Genomic DNA, 17,683 nt, shown 5'->3' with positions numbered 1-17,683 from the left:
GAAACGCGGGCGTTCGCCCGGATGCTGGGGCTTGAGCCATGTACGACCGCAGTTCGTAGCCCGGAAAGCAATGGCATAGCAGAAAGCTTCGTGAAAACGATAAAGCGGGATTACATCAGTGTGATGCCAAAACCGGACAGCCAGGTAGCGGTGATGAACCTGGCGGAGGCGTTCAGTCATTACAACGAACATCACCCGCACAGCGCGCTGGGATATCGCTCGCCGCGGGAATATATACGCAGAAAGTTATCACAACCGTAAGAGAGAAAAGGCGTCTGGATATATAGGGTCAAATCCATACGACTAATTCATTATCATTTTCACTGCTTTTCCTAAGTGCCCATTTCGTCTCTGTGCTATTGTTTCTGTCAATGTTTTCTCTGGAAACGCACTGGATTACATTCGCTTTTTTATTTAAAGCAGTTTTCTCCCAAAAAACCGAATCAGACTCGGGTATCCTGTCATAGATATATCTACTATAATTCATGCATGGGCCTAAAATGTGTGAGACGTTCATCTCATTTGCGATCCTTGCAAGAGATGACAGTAATTGATTAGATTCTTTGAAGTTATTTGCATCTTCTATAATCAACGTGTCTGAGTATTCTAAAGGGATTGCCTTGCCTTTTTCGAATAGCCAACTGTTTATAGTTGATTTTGTATTGTTATTTGTTGTTGCTTCAGTTACTAAAAAAATTTCATCTCCATCAATATGAGAATATTCAAACATTATTTCGTTATTGTTTATATCATTGTGTTTGTGGAGAAGTCTTACACCAAAAAAATCGCTGGCTTCAAAAGTTTTTATTTCTTCTAGCATTCTTTTAACTGCAGCATCACCGTTCTTTTGCTTAAACTCTTCTCGCGCTCCATCTAATGTTAGAAGGGAGTTGTAACTCATTGAAGTATCGGGGTATTTATGTGTCATATATGACCTCATTCATTTATGGCTAAGTGGATACTTACAAGTGGCAATTAATTTATAGCGGATAAATTAACAGTGCGTTACTATTTTATTGTTAACTTGACTTGGATCGCTATTCAACTTTTTCAAGGGTAATTATATGATTTTAATTAAATTATTCGTTTTTTGCTTATGTTGAAAAGGTTATTTTCCAAATGAATATGTGTTTTAGGAAAATAAACCAGATGGTTTATGTGGGATTTTGAAAAATAAAGCGTTTAAGATTCTAACAGTAAGATAATGGAACTTAGGATTGGATAGAGCCAATTTACAGCCACGCCAGTTCGTAACTTATTGATTGTATTAAATTATAAAAGTATTCGGTCTTTTTTTATGTTCAAGTTAATGTTGCGCATTAACTAATTGAACATTATGGAAAAATCACTTCTCATTAAGTAAATGTAGCTATCCGAATCAGGGATTTATGGTCATAGCTATGCTTACATGGTCTAGCAGCCCTGGGGGACTTTGTCACTTCATACAGTCGACGGGGCGTGGATTTTTAAATGAAAGACATCATTGCGGAATTTGATTCCAAAGCAACTGAACGGAAAATAAGCACAATAGAATTGATCTTATTATTATCACTGCGTAACTGGCGAGTTTATGATTAAGATAAGTTCGCCAGTTATTTTCTGGTTTACATGACCGGCGTCAATGACGTGTCATCAATATTGACTTTTTTTGCCTTGATAAACGGTTTCTCTACAAAGTTCCATGAAGCCCATGCGAGTAGTGATGTTATGCATAGAGAAGCGATCATACTTGGATAAAGACTTAAACTTGTCTGATTTGCAATTATTTGCTGAACTGGCCAGGCATAAATGTAGGCGCCATAGGATATATCAAACTTCCCACCTATCATCGAATCTTTAAAACTCACGCCAATCGCCAGTGTAATAAACGTAATTGCCATATATCCCAGGGTGGTAATTTCTGTAGTGCCTTTCATAATATATAAGATACAGATGGAAATGATCAGTAATGTGGTTTTTATTTTCTTCTCATTCCATTTATCTATTGTCATTGAAAGCAGAGATCCAAAAAAGAAACAAATTCCGAACTTCAGCATCCAGCCTACTGATATGCTGTACCATATTGCATCCATTGCTTCTTTGTTTAATAATATATTCAGAGAAATCAATATAATGAGAAATATTGCGGGGGTTTTCCATGTGTTGCTTAAACAAAGCATGAATCCTAAAACCAGGTAGCACGCAAACTCCATACTTAATGTCCAGAGAGAGCCATTTATTGGGCCTTCGAATTTATATCCCGCAAAAACATCTGGGACGTTAACCGGTAGCATCATTGAGATTCTCATGAAATATGAGAATGCATCTGAGCTGAATATATAATTAATTGCATCTTTTTGATAAAAAGGTGCAATTATATATATCATCAAAAATGAGCACACGATAAGAGCCGGGAATATCCTTTTGACTCTTTTTGTCATGAATCCAATATAATTCGGTGTTCTTTGGAATGACTGAGTGACGAGAAATCCAGAAACAGAGAAGAAAATTGCGACTGACAATCCACCTAAGGTCAGAAGTCCCCTGAATACATGATCTGGCAGTGACATAAATGTGTGATGATGACTATATATAACCATGTAAGCAGCGAATAATCTAACGATATCAAAGCAGTTATTTCTATGCATTTCAGATGCATTCCTTATGACGTTCTTAACGTTAATACTGACTATTTCTGTAACAAAATTAGGATTAATCCTACCACTTACTCACGGGCTGTCGTAATGGTTACATCAAACTTCAAGCTACTGGCATACATAAATCGCACGTAATGCTAACGAAAAGCTTGCATTTTGTTCTCCCCTTAACTTACTGATGGGCGCTTTCTCGGGGAATGGGGCGAAATGTCCTTAATACCTGAGATGTGTAGGTCGCATCAGAATTGAAGGGTAAGTGTGGTGACTCAAGTTGAGAACACCTGTCCTGAAGCGATGAAAAGCTGCTTAGAATTGGTTTTTTTAACCAAAAAAGAAGTAGTGATGTGGATTATCTTCTTTAAATTCAATGAATTTCAACAATTTGAATGTGTTTCTTTCTGTTTGCATGAGCGATCACACCTTGCAATTCTGAACATTCACTTCGTGGCACTAAAGGCAAAATCTGTGAAGGTCTGCTAACACTGGTTGGTCTGTAAAAACAAATGTAATTATTTGTAACATCCCTCAGTTAACTTATGATCGCTTATCCAGGGAATGTCTTACTCATCGATTGGTAAATGTGTGAAGGACTGTGCCAGCACAGGCCTTGTTGTATCGCCAATCATAAATTGGTATCCGCTTTTCTCGACCGGAATAGTAAGACAATGTTCCGCACATTTGCCAGCCAGCCTTAATAAGAGAAGGGGACACTGCTGCTCGAAATCTGGCTGAAGAAACTGCGAGGCTATGCTATTTCTGAACGGGTAGCTGACGGATTATTAACCAAGTTAGCTTCTTAGTTAAGAAAATTTAAAGTTAAAGAGAGGTTTTTCTGCTTAACTGGGAGTATTCCCAAGGTTATTCTATCTTCCTTGTGATAAGGAGATTGCCATGAACTTTTTGATAGGGATTCCAGAACGTGAACCAGTATCCAATCCTGGAATGTTTGAAGTCTATAAATTGAGAGATTCTGCTGATCGTTCATGCTTGCTTGAAGTTAATGTGCTCAGTTCGAGTAATGAACAAGATAATCATCCCGAAAAATTTGTTTCGGTGAGGTCTGTCGAGATGATTGCCTATTTCATCCGTGCTGGGTACTAAGATATCGTTTACAATGGCAAATATTGAACCGCCCGCTGGGGCGGTTTTTTATTGGGGTAGATTCGACATAATCGCTTAGTTAAGCGAATAACCCTCTCTGTAAAATCAGTTGAATGATGGCATGTCACCTTGAACCAGAATTCAACGCAAGGTCGTCCTCTTGTTATTATACTTTAACATATCTACTCAATACATAGAAAATCTAAGTCAAGATGGCGATTACGGATATTTCACGAAGAAATTCAGGCGTGAGTGGACCGTTCCTGTTAGCTTGATAGTTTCCGTTTTTATTTCAGGACAACTTCTGTGTATAAACCTCATTGCCTGCTGGTTGTACTACTTCTCAGTGGCTGTGCGCTTAAGCGCTATCCGCAAGCCCCTGCGGTAACTGATAAAGAAGCCAGTACTTATGATTGCAAGGCTTTGCAGTCCGAAATTGCCAAAGCACACATGACGCAACAACAAATCGATAAAACCGGTGAATTTGATGCCCTGACGGTCATTGGGTTCGTGGGCGATTTTGGCATCGGAAACGGTATTGCTAAAGCGAAAGCAAATAGCAAAGTGAGCGCACGTCTTAAACAGCTTGAAGCACTGAAAGCGATTCGTTGCCAGGATTCTCAGACCGGCTAATCACAGCACGACATGCTCTGGCGGTCAAAAGATGGTATAAGAGTGGCGCTAAAAAATGGTTGCCTGCATACAAGGATTCTCGATGGCAAATACACAATATCTTCTCTGGGTGATGATTGGCACATTAACCCTGTTATGTGTGTTTATTTCCGCGTTGGTTGGCCGGGCAAAATCGCCACGCCTGGGATTTATTACCTTCGCGGTATTATTTATCGGTTTTATGACTGCTATTTTCTTCATCACGCGTTAGCTGATAACACATTGCCACACCTGTGGTGTGGCAAAAGTGATGTGAGTTATCGAGCGGTATGAAGTGAATTTCGGTGCTGGGCAATAAGCTGCTCAGCCAGAGGGCGATCTTCTTCATGCCGGGATATGTAGTATTCGTAAGGGTCTTTCACTCCCAGGCTTTCGACATAATCCAGATGGGCGCGTTTGATCTCACGGTTTATGTACTGCACTTCATCCAGCCCCATATCATCGGCGTAAACTGGCGCTTTACTTTTAATCTCACCAATCAAAACCTTATTGCTCTGCATGAAGTCTTCCAAATCGATTTTATAATAATCTTTCATCGGCTTACTCCTTCAAACAACCTCAGGTAAAGTCTGGCAAAAGATGCGCTGGATATGTGTCTGAAGATGCTAACCAATCTTGCGGAATTCTCAGGCAGATGTTACTGAGCGGAATGCTTTTAACTGCATGAATTATCTGATTATTACACGGCCTTTATGGGGAATGATTATGAGAATGATTGTTAATATCATTTAACTTGTTCGGAATACTCCGAAGGTTTACATTACTTCCCGTCCCTCGCAGAGCTAACACCTTTAATGAGTGCCGGAGATAAGCGCCGGAAGGGGCATTCATCAGGGCTGCAGGAAGCAGCCGCTGTTGAATTTAGTCAGGCCGACCTCTCTGATTTATCCCACCACCAGCAAATGCACCAGTCGCGCAAGGGTTTCAAGCAGCAACAGGCTGCCGATAAAAATCACCACCAGAATCCCAATAAACTGTTTCCGACTGTTCACGCTTCCTCCCCGGTGGTTACAGGCCGCCAGGCTATACTTTATGCCGTAATCACTAAACTTCCAGTAAACCAGCTTTCAGGAGACCATTATGTTTTACCAAACGGTCGATGCAAAAGCGTGGCGTAACATCTGGGTAGTCGGTGACTTACACGGATGTCGCACCCAGCTCGATTCACAGCTGATCCTGCACCAGTTTGATAAACAGCAGGATTTATTGCTTTCTGTCGGTGATTTGATCGATCGCGGGCCGGACAGTCCCGGTTGTCTTGAATTACTTAAAGAACCCTGGTTTCGCTGTGTGCGTGGAAACCACGAACAGATGGCTATCGCTGCTCTGCAAGGCAAAGATCCGATGTTATGGGTTATGAATGGTGGTGAATGGTTCTGGCAGCTACGTGGCACTGCTTTGATTGCTGCACGCCACGCGCTGAAGCAATGCGTGGAATTACCCTTGATTTTACATCTTCAGCTCGGGGATCGGGTGGTGGTGATTGCGCACGCTGATTATCCTGCCAGCCACTATGAACTGGGACAGGAGGTGGACTGGCATCAGGTGGTGTGGAGTCGCGACCGGCTGGGACGGCATCAACGGGGTAACACGATGGCGATTGATGGAGCCAGTGATTTCTACTTTGGTCATACGCCGCTGGAGCAACCGCTCAACGTTGCCAATCAACACTACATTGATACCGGTGCCGTGTTTGGCAACCGGTTGACATTGGTACAGTTGCAATAGCGGTTAGCGGAACAGACGACCGTCTCTAACCAGCTCGCGCGGATAGCTATTCTTGATGCGATTCCCGACTTTTTTTGCCAGCCCCAGCGTTTGTTGCTGGTAGGTCACCAGAACTTCATCGCGTTCAGGTAAATTTTCCGGATGGATATCCTGACCGCGATACCAGCTTTCCGCTTCCGCTTCCGTCAGTGCAAACGACAACGCGTTATCCGGTTGTGTCAGCGCAACCACGGCTTCATGCTGCCAGCGATACCCCTTGGGGAAAGTCTCCGCGAGTTTCAGGCCAATGCGTGAAAAGCGTACCTTACCCAACCAGCTTTCCAGCGCCGCCGGGAACAGCCATAGTTCTTTATCGCGTTGCCATAACTGAAGATTATCCTCCCAACGCAAACCCACTTTCGCGGCGGCTTGCTGCACTTCAGCGTTCAATTTTCTGCTGGCAGGAGAGAAGGGCAGTTTACCCACTTTATAGCTGGGTGTCGGCAATGCGGGCAGACTGGCAATTTTGCGCAGGCGAGCAACAAAGAACCCTTCGCTATCATAGATATGCGGGAATACATGCAGAAAACCTTCCGGTGTCAGCGCCTGTTCCGCCCCGGTAAACAGGCCAGCCAGAGGAACGATTTCAACCGCATCGGGATAGCGTTGCTGCAACCAGCTGATAACTTGTTGATTCTCAATCTGATTAAGGGTACAGGTCGAGTAGATTAACGTTCCACCGGGTTGTAGCGCATGAAAGGCGCTGTCGAGAAGATCGCGCTGGGTGGCGGCAATCTCTTCCGTGCTGGCGAGTGTCCAGTTGCGCAGCGCATCAGGATCTTTGCGCACCACGCCTTCACCGGAACAGGGGGCATCCAACAGGATGGCATCAAATTGTTCCGGTAACGCAGCACCAAAAACCCGGCCATCAAAGTGGGTGAGAGCGACGTTGCTGACGCCACAGCGGCTGATATTGGCATGCAAGACCTTGACCCGGCTGGCGGAATATTCATTAGCAAGGATGGCACCCTGATTGTGCATCAATGCCGCCATTTGTGTGGTTTTAGAACCCGGTGCCGCAGCAACATCCATCACCTGATGGGCATCAGGAGCCGCATCAAATAATGCCGTTACTGGCAACATTGAGCTGGCTTCCTGAATGTAGAACAATCCGCTGAGATGCTCAGCCACGCTGCCGAGCGGGAGCGATTCATCGTCGCGTTCAATCCAGAAGCCTTCTTTGCACCAGGGGATCGGCGTGAGCTGCCAACCATAATCTGAAGTTTGGGCGAGAAAATCATGCACGCTAATTTTTAACGTGTTGACGCGCAAGCTGCGACGTAAGGATTGTTGACTGATCGCGAGAAAGCGTTGCATTTCAGTCTCGTCAGACAAGCTGGTGCGCATCAGCGCAAGGAAATCTTCTGGAAAGCGTTCGGACACGGGTTTCTTCCGGGGGAAAACAAACAGAGCGCGAAGTGTAACACGCGAAAAAGAATCGGGCAGCCAGGCTGCCCGATTTGCTTACGGTTGTGCGGGGTCGGGAATTGCCGTGCCCCAATTGCGCCAGTCTTTCGGCGCTTCATCCTGTAACAGGAAATGTTTGTTGGCACCTGCCTGCGGAGCCAGTGGCACTGTTGGTGGTGTGGCAAACTGAATGCCGCCCTGAATAAATTGCTGGAAAGTACCGGTTTTCACCACACCGCCAATCAGGCCGAAATTCAGGTTGTAGCCGGATGCCAGCCAGAACACCGAGTTATTACGTACCAGATGTTGATATTTCTTACTGATGCGCAGAGCTACCTGGACACGGTCCGCCATGTTGCCCAGCGAAGTACCGGTAACGGTACCGACTTCCACGCCACGGAACAGCACCGGAGTACCGACGGAGAGCGAACCGGCTTCGGTTGCATCAACGAAGATATTCAGGCCGTTAAGATAACGGGAATCGGTGATGGTGCTGTCCTGAAGCTCGAACGTCCGTGACTGCGCCCCTTTGCCGGGATCGACGTTGACATAGGGTTGGAGCAAGGTTTCGAGGTGATTAACACCGGCTGCCGAAATCTGTGGAGATACCACGGAGAAGCGGCTGCCAATTCGGGCGAAGTCCTGCACATATTCGGGATACAGCACCGCTTTTGCCACGACCTGGTTGTTATCGGCACTGAGCGACAATGATTCGACCTGGCCGACATTGATACCGAGATAACGAATCGGCATGCCTGCGGCAAGTTTGCTGGCATCGAAAGTATGTAACGTAATCTGGCTACCCACAGCACGCGCTGCCGTTTCAGACGGGTACAGGATACGTTTAACCCCTTTGGCCGCCTGTGCCCCACTCAAATTGTCGAAGCTGATGGCGCCTTTTAACGCACGGTTCAGCGGCGAAGCTTGTACCGTCAGACCACTGCCATTTAACTGAACCTTGGCACCGCCTTCCGCCCAGAACACGCTTTCACTGGTTAACAGTTTGCGGTACTGAGGTTCAATATGTATCGAAATTTCAAATGCATCGGCGCGAGGAACCACATCTACCACTTCACCGACCTGGAATTTGCGATACAAAACCACCGAACCGGTCTGCACATCAGGCAGGCTGTTGGCGGTGAGTTTCAGGGTGGCAGGAGGCTGCTCGCCAATGATGCCTTCCTCGGCGCGTTCAGCATCGGCATACAGTGGATAGTGACTGTCCGGGTTGCCTTTCGCACCCGGAATCAGACGAATACCGCCGTCCACCCATTCACGCGCACTGGCACCGAGCACCTGCATGCCATCCAGGCCAAATTTAACGTTGATACGGCTATTGACAACAAATTTACTGTCAGCGTGTACCAGATGGCGATACTCCGGATTAATCGCCACCACAAAACTGATGCCTTGTTCATCCAACTGACGTGAAATCACCTGACCAATCTGCATGCCATAAAGCATCAGCGGTTGACCGGCATCGATGCCATAGGTCTCAGGGGCGTTCAGTTTTAAGGTCAGAACGTTAGGTTTTTGCAGCAACGATTCACTGGCTGGCAGCACACTAAAGTGGTCCTGCGGTTGGCCTTCGCCGGGGATCAATTCAAAGGTATTACCGGTCAGCAGGCTGCTGAGGTTGGTGTCAGTCAGGCTTATCTTCGGCGAACGCATCTCAATGCGTGTACCACTGCGCATCAGACCGGCAACGGAAGGATCAACGGTCAGCTCACCGGTGACTTTACCGCCAGGAAGTAGATTGAGTTTGGTTAAGGTGCCGACTTCCAGGCCTTGATACATTAATGGGGTACTGTCGGCTTTCAGGTTATCACCACTGGGTAAATCAAGGCTGACCTGCACGCCCCGCTGGCTTTGGGCCAGATCGGGATATAGCGTGTAGTTCTCATCGCTTGCCGCTTGTTGACCCTCATCCGGTGAGTCAAAGGCGATGGCACCGTTCACCAATGCCGCCAGACTCTCCAGCTTCACCTTAGCCCCGCTCAGGCTGACATCCGCATCCACGCCCGAGACGTTCCAGAAACGGCTCTGCTTTTTAACCAGGTTAATGAAACGACGCTCGATAAGTACATCTATAGTCACACCATCGGTGTTGCTATTGATGCTGTAGTCATAGACCCGGCCAACCGGGATTTTGCGGTAGTAGACCAGCGAGCCAGTATTGAGCGAACCCAGATCGGGGGCGTGCAGATGGATCAACAATTCACCGGTATTTACGCGATATTTCGGCTGCGTATCCAGCGCGGTGAAATGTTCCTGTGGATTACCGCTGCCAGGCATCATGCCAATATAGTTACCGCCCACCAGCGCATCCAGCCCGGAAACACCCGCCAGAGAGGCTTTGGGGGTGACCAGCCAGAACTGCGTGTTGTCGCGCAGCGCATCACGCATGTCGCTTTTGATACTGGCTTTGATCTGGATGCTGTGATAGTCATCACTCAGCACGATCCCCTGTACCGTACCGACTTCCACGCCCTGATAACGAATCGGCGTGCGCCCCGGCACGATGCCGTCCGCGCTTTGGAAGTTAATCGTGATGATGGTTCCGCGTTCCTGATAATTGGTCCACAGCAGCCATGCGGCAATCAGCAGGGCAATAATGGGCAATAACCAGAACGGCGAAATCTTGCGTTTGTTACGCAGATTAGCGCTAGTCGGTGTAGTCGGCGTTTCCTGTTGCATGTGCATCCCAAATCAGGCGGCTGTCAAGCCACTCAACAGCCATAATGGTCAGGATTACTGCCGCACCAAAGTAGAGCGCGGCGGGTCCCATCGTAAAAGCCAGCAGCTGATCACGGTTGACCAGCGACATGGTTAAAGAAATGACGAACAGATCGAGCATCGACCAGCGGCCGACCCAGGTTACGGCGCGCAGCAGACGGATACGGGTCTTCAGCCCCTGTTCACATTTAAAGTGGATACTGAGCAATAACGTCAGCATTACCAACACTTTGGTAAACGGCACCAGAATACTGGCAATAAATACCACGGCAGCCACCGGGATATTGCCCGAGGCCAGACCGAGAATGCCGGAGAAAATGGTATCTTCGCGCCGGGCACCATTGACGTAAACCACTGAAATCGGCAGCAGATTAGCAGGGATCAACAACACAATGGAGGCAATCAGCGACGCCCAGGATTTTTGCAGGCTATGGCGACGGCGAAAATCCAGCGGCGTGTGGCAGCGGGTGCAGCGTCCGCGATTGTCAGCCACACCGGTGTGATGGCAATTCAGGCAGACCTGCCATTGTTCGGGAGGCGAGGTCGGTACGGATTGCGGGTAATAATGTTCCCACAACTGTTCAACATTGAGGTGGATCAGGGTCAGAACGCTGAGAACCGTCAGCGCGATATAGGCCACCATGCCATAACCGACCTCCAGTGTGGCGTAATCCTGGACTTTGATTGATGCCACCGCGACACCCACCAGATAGATATCCAGCATTACCCACTCTTTTAATTTCTCCAGCATCAACAACACCGGACGCAAATTCATCCCGAGCGCATGACCGATGCCTAAATAGCTGATGCCCGCCACAAGGGTGACCGGCGCACCAATGGTGCAAAACGCCACGATCGATGCCGTCAGCACATCGCCTTGCTGCGTCATCTGAACCACGCCTTCCAACAGACTGGCGTTGATACGCATCCCAAGCAAACGGATATCCACCAGCGGCAGGGTAAAGGCGAAGGGCATCAGCACCAGCATGGTAACGGCCATAGCGGTAAGACGTGTCATTGACCAGTCAAAACCGCTCTGAATTCGGGCATTGCAACGCGGGCAGTGGGCAGCCTGATGCGATTTAACATCCGGTAAGGAAAAAAGGGTATCGCATTGCGGACAACGCTGATAACGTGCGTGGGGCAACGTCTGGCTGATAGCGTGAATTTTCATAGGGTGACGCAAGTGGCCCATCGTTTGTTACTGTTACCGGCATGTCATACAGCGCTAGCTGGCTGAGACAGCTGTCGTGGCATCAAGTTCGATCCACAGAAAGCTAAGGGTATAGTAACTAACACAATGATTCACCTTGTGAGGCTGGATTATTAGTGCTTATTTTAACAACTAAGTGACAAAGCGGCTCTGCTGTAGCTGATTATGGTTAAACAATGAACAAAAAAGCCTTTTACGAGGATTTAAATCGCGATGCTCGCGCACTGCTGGCGGGTGAAACGTCTTTCCTCGCTGCGCTGGGCAATTGCAGTGCGCTGCTATTTGAACGCCTGGAAGGCGTGAACTGGGCAGGATTTTATTTGCTGACTGAAGCGAATACGCTGGTACTGGGCCCTTTTCAGGGCAAAATTGCCTGCGTTCGAATTCCAGTCGGTAAAGGTGTTTGTGGCACGGCGATTGCAGAGGAGAAAGTGCAGCGCGTGGAAGATGTGCACGCTTTCCCTGGACATATCGCCTGTGACGCCGCCAGTAATGCGGAAATCGTGATTCCTCTGAAAGTGAATGGCACGTTAGTCGGTGTGCTGGACATCGACAGTACGGTTTATTCTCGCTTCGATAGTGAGGATGAAACGGGGCTGGTGGCCCTTACTGACGGGCTTTGCGAAGTGTTGGCGGGCAGCGATATTGAAAAATATCTTCAACTGACGCGCAGCTAATCGACTGGATCACATAGCATTTGGCGATGTTGTCATTATAATGTCGCCTGTTCATGCCTGCTCTGGTCGGCAAACCCGTTGTAATCAGGAAATTTCATGGAAAATCAACCTAAGTTGAATAGCAGTAAAGAAGTGATCGCCTTTCTGGCGGAGCGTTTTCCGCACTGCTTTAGCGCCGAAGGTGAAGCGCGTCCGCTGAAGATCGGTATCTTTCAGGATCTGGTCGAGCGTGTTCAGGGCGATATGGGCCTGAGCAAGACGCAACTGCGTTCGGCTCTGCGTCTTTATACCTCAAGCTGGCGTTACCTTTACGGCATTAAAGCAGGTGCCATCCGTGTGGATCTCGACGGCAACGCCTGTGGCGTGCTGGATGAGCAACACGTAGAACATGCGCGCAAACAGCTGGAAGAAGCGAAAGCACGCGTACAGGCACAGCGCGAACAGCAAAAAGCGAAGAAGCGTGAAGCTGGCGAAGAGACTGGCGAACCACGCCGTCCACGCAAACCGGCACCGCGTAAAGCGGCAGAAGGTGATGCGCCGCGTAAACCGCGTTCGCAAGCACCGCGTGCTGCGTCTTCTGAACGTAATGCTGCACCTCGCCCGCCGCGAGCTAAACCCATCACTGATACCTCAACTTTGCAACCCGGCCAGAATATTAAAGTTAAAGCAGGCAAAAGTGCGATGGACGCAACCATTCTTGAAATTACCAAAGATGGCGTTCGGGTACAGCTCGCTTCCGGCATGGCAATGATTGTGCGCGCAGAACATTTGCAGTTCTGAAACGGAGGCTGACCCTGGCATGAACAATATTTTTAAGATCGGTATGATCGCGGGCCTGCTACTGGCAGGCCCCAGTTTTGGCGCAGACAACATTACCCGCGCCGATCAGATTCCCCAGTTACATGAAGAACCACAGCATCCCACCGTCAGTGAACGCGTTACATCGCGCTTTACCCGTTCTCACTACCGTCAGTTCGACCTGAATCAGGATTTTTCAGCGAAAATTTTTGATCGCTACCTGAATCTGCTCGATTACAGCCACAACGTCCTGTTGGCTTCTGATATCGCACAGTTTGCTGATAAGAAGACCACCCTCGGTGATGAGCTGCGCAGCGGTAAGCTGGATGTGTTTTACGATTTATACAATCTGGCGCAGAAACGCCGCTTCGAGCGCTATCAATACGCGCTGAGTGTGCTGAATCGCCCGATGAATTTTACCGGCAACGACACCATCGACATCGATCGTGGTAAATCACCGTGGCCGAAAAGCACCGATGAGCTGAACGCGCTTTGGGATGCCAAAGTTAAATACGACGAACTGAGCCTGAAGCTGGCTGGCAAAGATGACAAAGAGATTCGTGAGACGCTGACCAAGCGTTATAACTTTGCCATTCGTCGCCTGGCGCAAAGCAACAGCGAAGACGTGTTCCAGTTGGCGATGACTGCGTTTGCGCATGAGATCGACCCGCATACTAACTATCTGTCGCCGCGTAATACCGAGCAGTTCAACACCGAAATGAGCCTGTCGCTGGAAGGCATTGGCGCGGTGTTGCAGATGGATGACGATTACACCGTGATCAACTCAATGGTCGCGGGTGGTCCGGCTGCCAAGAGCAAATCGATCAGCGTTGGCGATCGTATTGTCGGTGTCGGACAGCCAGGCAAACCGATGGAAGATGTGATCGGCTGGCGTCTGGATGACGTCGTAGCGAAGATCAAAGGACCAAAAGGCAGCAAAGTTCGCCTTGAGATCCTGCCTGCCGGTAAAGGTACCAAAACCCGTACTGTGACGCTGACGCGCGAGAAGATCCGCCTGGAAGATCGCGCGGTGAAGGGCACGGTGCATACCGTTGGTAACGAGAAAGTCGGCGTGTTGGATATCCCCGGTTTCTACGTTGGCCTGACCGATGATGTGAAAGTGCAACTGCAAAAACTGCAAAAGCAGAATGTGGATAGCATCGTCATCGACCTGCGCACCAACGGTGGCGGGGCGTTAACCGAAGCGGTCTCGCTTTCCGGCCTGTTTATTCCGAGTGGCCCGGTGGTGCAGGTACGTGACAATAATGGTCGCGTACGTGAAGACAGCGATAACGACGGCATTGTTTATTACAAAGGTCCGTTAGTGGTCCTGGTCGATCGTTTCAGTGCTTCGGCTTCTGAGATTTTTGCTGCTGCCATGCAGGACTATGGTCGCGCCCTGATTGTCGGTGAACCGACCTTCGGTAAAGGCACCGTTCAACAGTATCGCTCCCTGAACCGTATCTATGATCAGATGCTGCGTCCTGAATGGCCTGCATTAGGCTCGGTGCAGTACACCATCCAGAAGTTCTACCGCATCAACGGCGGCAGCACTCAGCGTAAAGGGGTAACCCCGGATCTGCTGATGCCAACTGGCGTGGAAGCGGCGGAAACCGGTGAGAAGTTTGAAGACAATGCCTTACCGTGGGACAGCATCAACGCGGCGACCTATACCAAAACCGGGGATATCACCGCGCTGGTACCGCAGTTGACCAAAGAACATGAGGACCGCATTGCGAAAGATCGCGAGTTCCAGTACATCATGAAAGATATTGCGCGCTTTAACGCGACCAAAGATAAACGTAATATCGTGTCACTCAATCTGGCCCAGCGCGAGAAAGAGAACCATGACGAAGATGCACTGCGTCTGGAGCGTATCAATGCACGTTATCAGGCTGAAGGTAAAGCACCGCTGAAGAGCCTTGACGATCTGCCAAAGGATTACAAAGAGCCGGATCCTTATCTGGATGAAACGGTGAAAATTGCCAACGATCTGGCGCAGCTGGAAAAATCCCAGCCGCAACCCGCAGGCAGTAAATAACCGTACGGACAGAGAATAAGCACCGCTCAATGCGGTGCTTTTTTTTTGTCTGGTGTCGGATACTTAAGTGTCGTTTTATGGGTTGGAGGATATGACGTTACTGAATGTAAAGTTATGTCTTTTTAGACACTTAAACATTAAGGTTGCTTGAAATGCTGCGTAATGACCCTAGGATGTATATCCGCGCATAAGCGCGTGCACAACTGAGGAAGATTAACGTTTATGATGCGTATTGCTCTTTTCCTGATCACCAACCTGGCGGTGATGTTGGTTTTCGGACTGATTCTCAGTCTGACAGGAATCCAGTCAAGCAGTGTTCAGGGTCTGATGATTATGGCAGGTCTGTTTGGCTTCGGCGGTGCGTTTGTTTCACTGCTGATGTCGAAATGGATGGCGTTGCGTTCGGTGGGAGGTGAAGTGATTGAACAACCTCGCAACGAGACAGAACGCTGGCTGATGGATACTGTTGGCCGCCAGGCTCAGCAGGCTGGCATTGCCATGCCGCAGGTGGCGATTTATCACGCGCCAGATATCAACGCCTTTGCGACGGGCGCGCGCCGTGATGCGTCGTTGGTCGCTGTCTCTACCGGTCTGTTGCAAAACATGAGCCGCGATGAAGCGGAAGCAGTACTGGCCCACGAAATCAGCCATATCGCCAATGGCGACATGGTTACCATGACGCTGATTCAGGGTATCGTGAACACCTTCGTGATCTTTATCTCACGTATCATTGCGCAGGTTGCATCGGGTTTTCTGTCTGGCAACCGTGATGGTGAGGAGAGCAGCAACGGTAACCCGCTGGTTTACTTCGCAGTCGCTACTGTGCTGGAACTGGTATTCGGCATTCTTGCCAGCATCATCACCATGTGGTTCTCGCGTCATCGTGAGTTCCATGCCGATGCCGGTTCAGCGAAACTGGTAGGTCGTGAGAAAATGATTGCCGCGTTACAGCGCCTGAAAACCAGCTATGAACCGCAGGAGCCGAGCAGCATGATGGCGTTCTGTATTAACGGTAAAGGTAAGTCGCTGAGCGAGCTGTTTATGTCACACCCGCCGCTGGATAAGCGTATTGAAGCGCTGCGCAGCGGTGCTTATCTGAAATAAGGCTCTTCACGTAGCGGCGCGATTCATCGTGCGGGGTTAAAGCCCCAGATCATCGCACCGCTACGATTTTATGACTCTGTCGTCTCACGCGATTGCGTCATCCGCGCCATACTTACCACCGCCGCGACAGTGGAAAATGCACCCGCCAGAATCAACGAGGCATGAGTACCGCTCACGTTAAACAGGTTAAACATCAGAGCGACCAGCGCAGCCCCACTGCTTTGCCCCAGCAGGCGTGCCGTGCCCAGCATGCCACTGGCACCTCCGCTACGGTTACGCGGCGCTGAAGAGATAATCGTGTGGTTGTTCGGTGACTGGAACAGACCAAAACCGGCACCACACAGCATCATACGCCAGATGATATCAACATCCGTTGGCTGTGCGGGGAGCAACGCCAGCAGGAACAGACCGGCCGCAAACATCGCCAGCCCCAGCCCGCCCAGCAGGCCCGCATGAACCTTGCCAATCAGACGGCCAGCAATCGGTGCAAGCACCATGGTCGCCAGCGGCCAAGGAGTCAGAAGCAGACCGGTCGCTACCTCATCGCGTCCCAGCACGTTTTGCAGAAAGAAGGGTAACGACACCATTGCCAGCATTTGCGCGCAAAAGGAGCAGATCGACGTGCAGATGGAGAGGGTGAAAATAGGGATGCGCAGTAAATCCACTGGCAGCAGTGGCACCGGCATCGCCAACTGACGACGAATAAATACCACCCCGATCAACAACAATGCAATCAGCTCACCGAGAATCAGCCAGTGATTTTGTCCCTGAGCAAAACCGCTCAATGCGGAGATTAACAGGCCAAAGAACAGCGCGTTCATCACTGCGCTCACCACATCAAATTTCTGCTGTTTGGCTTTTTGCGGATTATCAGGCAAAAAACGCAGCGCCAGCCACAATGCAATGATCCCAAGCGGTACGTTGATCAGAAACAGCCATTTCCAGCTGGCAACGGAGAGGATCGCGGCAGCGACCGTCGGCCCGGCAGCCGTTGAAACAGCGACAATGAGCGAGTTGATCGCCATCCCACGGCCAAGGAAACGCTGCGGGTAAATGATGCGTATCAATGCGGTGTTGACGCTCATTAACGCAGCACCGCCGAACCCTTGTAATACGCGAGCCAGCGTCAGCATGTTCAGCGATGAAGAGAGTGCGCAGAACAACGACGTGGCGATAAACAGCGCCAGACCCGCCTGATATACGCGTCGATAACCCAGCATATCGCCGAGGAACGACAAAGAAAGCAACGAGATAACGATGGCGATCTGGTAGGCGTTGACAATCCACACCGATTCCGCCGGGCTGGCGTGTAATTCACGCGAAATGGTGGGCAGGGCGACATTGGCAATCGCGCCATCCAGCACCGCCATCATAATACCCAGCGCGATGGTGATGATTGCGCCATAGCGTTGTGGAACCGGTAAACCATCCTGGAGTGAGCTTGCGGACATAGGGAGAATAAGTGAAGGAAGTGAATATCATCATGCTAATCAATTCTGTAGCAGAAAGCACCGCATGAAGTGACAAAAAG

The 17,683-nt window shown here is 49.3% G+C and carries 16 protein-coding genes; 9 read left to right on the top strand and 7 right to left on the bottom strand.

Features of this window, described 5'->3' with window-relative positions; all coding sequences use genetic code 11:
• On the top strand, nt 1–261 hold a 261-nt coding region (locus CTZ24_RS11415; RefSeq protein ID WP_208723573.1), incomplete at its 5' end, for an integrase core domain-containing protein.
• 28 nt (nt 262–289) lie between these two features.
• Here the strand turns inward: CTZ24_RS11415 and CTZ24_RS11410 are convergent.
• Complete coding sequence (locus CTZ24_RS11410) at nt 290–928, bottom strand: hypothetical protein (RefSeq protein ID WP_208723572.1); 639 nt, start codon at nt 926–928, stop codon at nt 290–292.
• A gap of 676 nt (nt 929–1,604) precedes the next feature.
• On the bottom strand, nt 1,605–2,627 hold the full coding sequence (locus CTZ24_RS11405; RefSeq protein WP_208723571.1) for an acyltransferase family protein: 1,023 nt from the start codon (nt 2,625–2,627) through the stop codon (nt 1,605–1,607).
• A 900-nt stretch (nt 2,628–3,527) separates the two neighbouring features.
• Here CTZ24_RS11405 and CTZ24_RS11400 point away from each other — a divergent pair.
• From CTZ24_RS11400 to CTZ24_RS11390, 3 genes are all read left to right on the top strand, one after another.
• The gene (locus tag CTZ24_RS11400) at nt 3,528–3,737 is read left to right on the top strand and encodes a hypothetical protein (protein ID WP_208723570.1); all 210 of its coding nucleotides are present in this window, start codon (nt 3,528–3,530) and stop codon (nt 3,735–3,737) included.
• Between the two features lie 306 nt (nt 3,738–4,043).
• Complete coding sequence (locus CTZ24_RS11395; protein WP_208723569.1) at nt 4,044–4,370, top strand: hypothetical protein; 327 nt, start codon at nt 4,044–4,046, stop codon at nt 4,368–4,370.
• Between the two features lie 82 nt (nt 4,371–4,452).
• A complete protein-coding gene (locus tag CTZ24_RS11390) occupies nt 4,453–4,620 on the top strand; it encodes a hypothetical protein (protein WP_021182986.1) in 168 nt (55 codons plus the stop codon).
• A gap of 46 nt (nt 4,621–4,666) precedes the next feature.
• On the opposite strand, the gene CTZ24_RS11385 is transcribed toward CTZ24_RS11390, so the two are convergent.
• The gene (locus CTZ24_RS11385; RefSeq protein ID WP_208723568.1) at nt 4,667–4,945 is read right to left on the bottom strand and encodes a hypothetical protein; all 279 of its coding nucleotides are present in this window, start codon (nt 4,943–4,945) and stop codon (nt 4,667–4,669) included.
• A 544-nt stretch (nt 4,946–5,489) separates the two neighbouring features.
• Here CTZ24_RS11385 and CTZ24_RS11380 point away from each other — a divergent pair.
• On the top strand, nt 5,490–6,137 hold the full coding sequence (locus tag CTZ24_RS11380) for a metallophosphoesterase (protein WP_021182988.1): 648 nt from the start codon (nt 5,490–5,492) through the stop codon (nt 6,135–6,137).
• A gap of 3 nt (nt 6,138–6,140) precedes the next feature.
• On the opposite strand, the gene rsmF is transcribed toward CTZ24_RS11380, so the two are convergent.
• The 3 genes from rsmF to yebS form a co-directional block, all read right to left on the bottom strand.
• On the bottom strand, nt 6,141–7,559 hold the full coding sequence (gene rsmF / locus CTZ24_RS11375) for a 16S rRNA (cytosine(1407)-C(5))-methyltransferase RsmF (protein WP_208723567.1): 1,419 nt from the start codon (nt 7,557–7,559) through the stop codon (nt 6,141–6,143).
• A gap of 81 nt (nt 7,560–7,640) precedes the next feature.
• Nucleotides 7,641–10,280, bottom strand: a complete 2,640-nt coding sequence (locus tag CTZ24_RS11370) for a PqiB family protein (protein WP_208723566.1) — start codon at nt 10,278–10,280, stop codon at nt 7,641–7,643.
• The gene (yebS, locus tag CTZ24_RS11365; protein WP_208723565.1) at nt 10,249–11,493 is read right to left on the bottom strand and encodes a paraquat-inducible protein A; all 1,245 of its coding nucleotides are present in this window, start codon (nt 11,491–11,493) and stop codon (nt 10,249–10,251) included. The genes CTZ24_RS11370 and yebS overlap by 32 nt, the downstream gene beginning before the upstream one ends.
• A 215-nt stretch (nt 11,494–11,708) precedes the next feature.
• On the opposite strand from yebS, the gene CTZ24_RS11360 reads away from it, so the two are divergent.
• The 4 genes from CTZ24_RS11360 (at nt 11,709) to htpX (ending at nt 16,152) form a co-directional block, all read left to right on the top strand.
• On the top strand, nt 11,709–12,209 hold the full coding sequence (locus tag CTZ24_RS11360) for a GAF domain-containing protein (protein WP_021182990.1): 501 nt from the start codon (nt 11,709–11,711) through the stop codon (nt 12,207–12,209).
• Nucleotides 12,210–12,305: 96 nt separating this feature from the next.
• Complete coding sequence (gene proQ / locus CTZ24_RS11355) at nt 12,306–12,989, top strand: RNA chaperone ProQ (RefSeq protein WP_021182991.1); 684 nt, start codon at nt 12,306–12,308, stop codon at nt 12,987–12,989.
• Nucleotides 12,990–13,008: 19 nt separating this feature from the next.
• Nucleotides 13,009–15,048 carry a carboxy terminal-processing peptidase gene (prc, locus tag CTZ24_RS11350; RefSeq protein ID WP_021182992.1) on the top strand — a complete coding sequence of 680 codons (2,040 nt, stop codon included), beginning with the start codon at nt 13,009–13,011 and terminating at the stop codon, nt 15,046–15,048.
• A gap of 222 nt (nt 15,049–15,270) precedes the next feature.
• Nucleotides 15,271–16,152, top strand: coding sequence for a protease HtpX (gene htpX, locus CTZ24_RS11345; RefSeq protein ID WP_021182993.1), 882 nt, complete (start codon nt 15,271–15,273; stop codon nt 16,150–16,152).
• Nucleotides 16,153–16,220: 68 nt separating this feature from the next.
• On the opposite strand, the gene CTZ24_RS11340 is transcribed toward htpX, so the two are convergent.
• On the bottom strand, nt 16,221–17,603 hold the full coding sequence (locus CTZ24_RS11340; RefSeq protein ID WP_208723564.1) for an MFS transporter: 1,383 nt from the start codon (nt 17,601–17,603) through the stop codon (nt 16,221–16,223).
• Between the last annotated feature and the right edge of the window lie 80 nt (nt 17,604–17,683).

The sequence above is a fragment of the Pantoea phytobeneficialis genome (assembly GCF_009728735.1).
Taxonomy (GTDB): Bacteria; Pseudomonadota; Gammaproteobacteria; order Enterobacterales; family Enterobacteriaceae; genus Pantoea; species Pantoea phytobeneficialis.
The sequence above is the reverse complement of the archived record's forward strand: the minus strand, read 5'-3'. Positions and strand labels throughout refer to the sequence as shown.

Bases quoted from the DNA above. Each gene is read 5' to 3' on its own strand.
- prc (WP_021182992.1), top strand. From the start codon at position 13,009: ATGAACAATATTTTTAAGATCGGTATGATCGCGGGCCTGCTACTGGCA.
- CTZ24_RS11400 (WP_208723570.1), top strand. From the start codon at position 3,528: ATGAACTTTTTGATAGGGATTCCAGAACGTGAACCAGTATCCAATCCT.
- CTZ24_RS11380 (WP_021182988.1), top strand. From the start codon at position 5,490: ATGTTTTACCAAACGGTCGATGCAAAAGCGTGGCGTAACATCTGGGTA.
- CTZ24_RS11405 (WP_208723571.1), bottom strand. From the start codon at position 2,627: ATGCATAGAAATAACTGCTTTGATATCGTTAGATTATTCGCTGCTTAC.
- htpX (WP_021182993.1), top strand. From the start codon at position 15,271: ATGATGCGTATTGCTCTTTTCCTGATCACCAACCTGGCGGTGATGTTG.
- CTZ24_RS11370 (WP_208723566.1), bottom strand. From the start codon at position 10,280: ATGCAACAGGAAACGCCGACTACACCGACTAGCGCTAATCTGCGTAAC.
- proQ (WP_021182991.1), top strand. From the start codon at position 12,306: ATGGAAAATCAACCTAAGTTGAATAGCAGTAAAGAAGTGATCGCCTTT.
- CTZ24_RS11390 (WP_021182986.1), top strand. From the start codon at position 4,453: ATGGCAAATACACAATATCTTCTCTGGGTGATGATTGGCACATTAACC.
- yebS (WP_208723565.1), bottom strand. From the start codon at position 11,493: ATGAAAATTCACGCTATCAGCCAGACGTTGCCCCACGCACGTTATCAG.
- CTZ24_RS11385 (WP_208723568.1), bottom strand. From the start codon at position 4,945: ATGAAAGATTATTATAAAATCGATTTGGAAGACTTCATGCAGAGCAAT.
- CTZ24_RS11360 (WP_021182990.1), top strand. From the start codon at position 11,709: ATGAACAAAAAAGCCTTTTACGAGGATTTAAATCGCGATGCTCGCGCA.
- CTZ24_RS11340 (WP_208723564.1), bottom strand. From the start codon at position 17,603: ATGTCCGCAAGCTCACTCCAGGATGGTTTACCGGTTCCACAACGCTAT.
- CTZ24_RS11410 (WP_208723572.1), bottom strand. From the start codon at position 928: ATGACACATAAATACCCCGATACTTCAATGAGTTACAACTCCCTTCTA.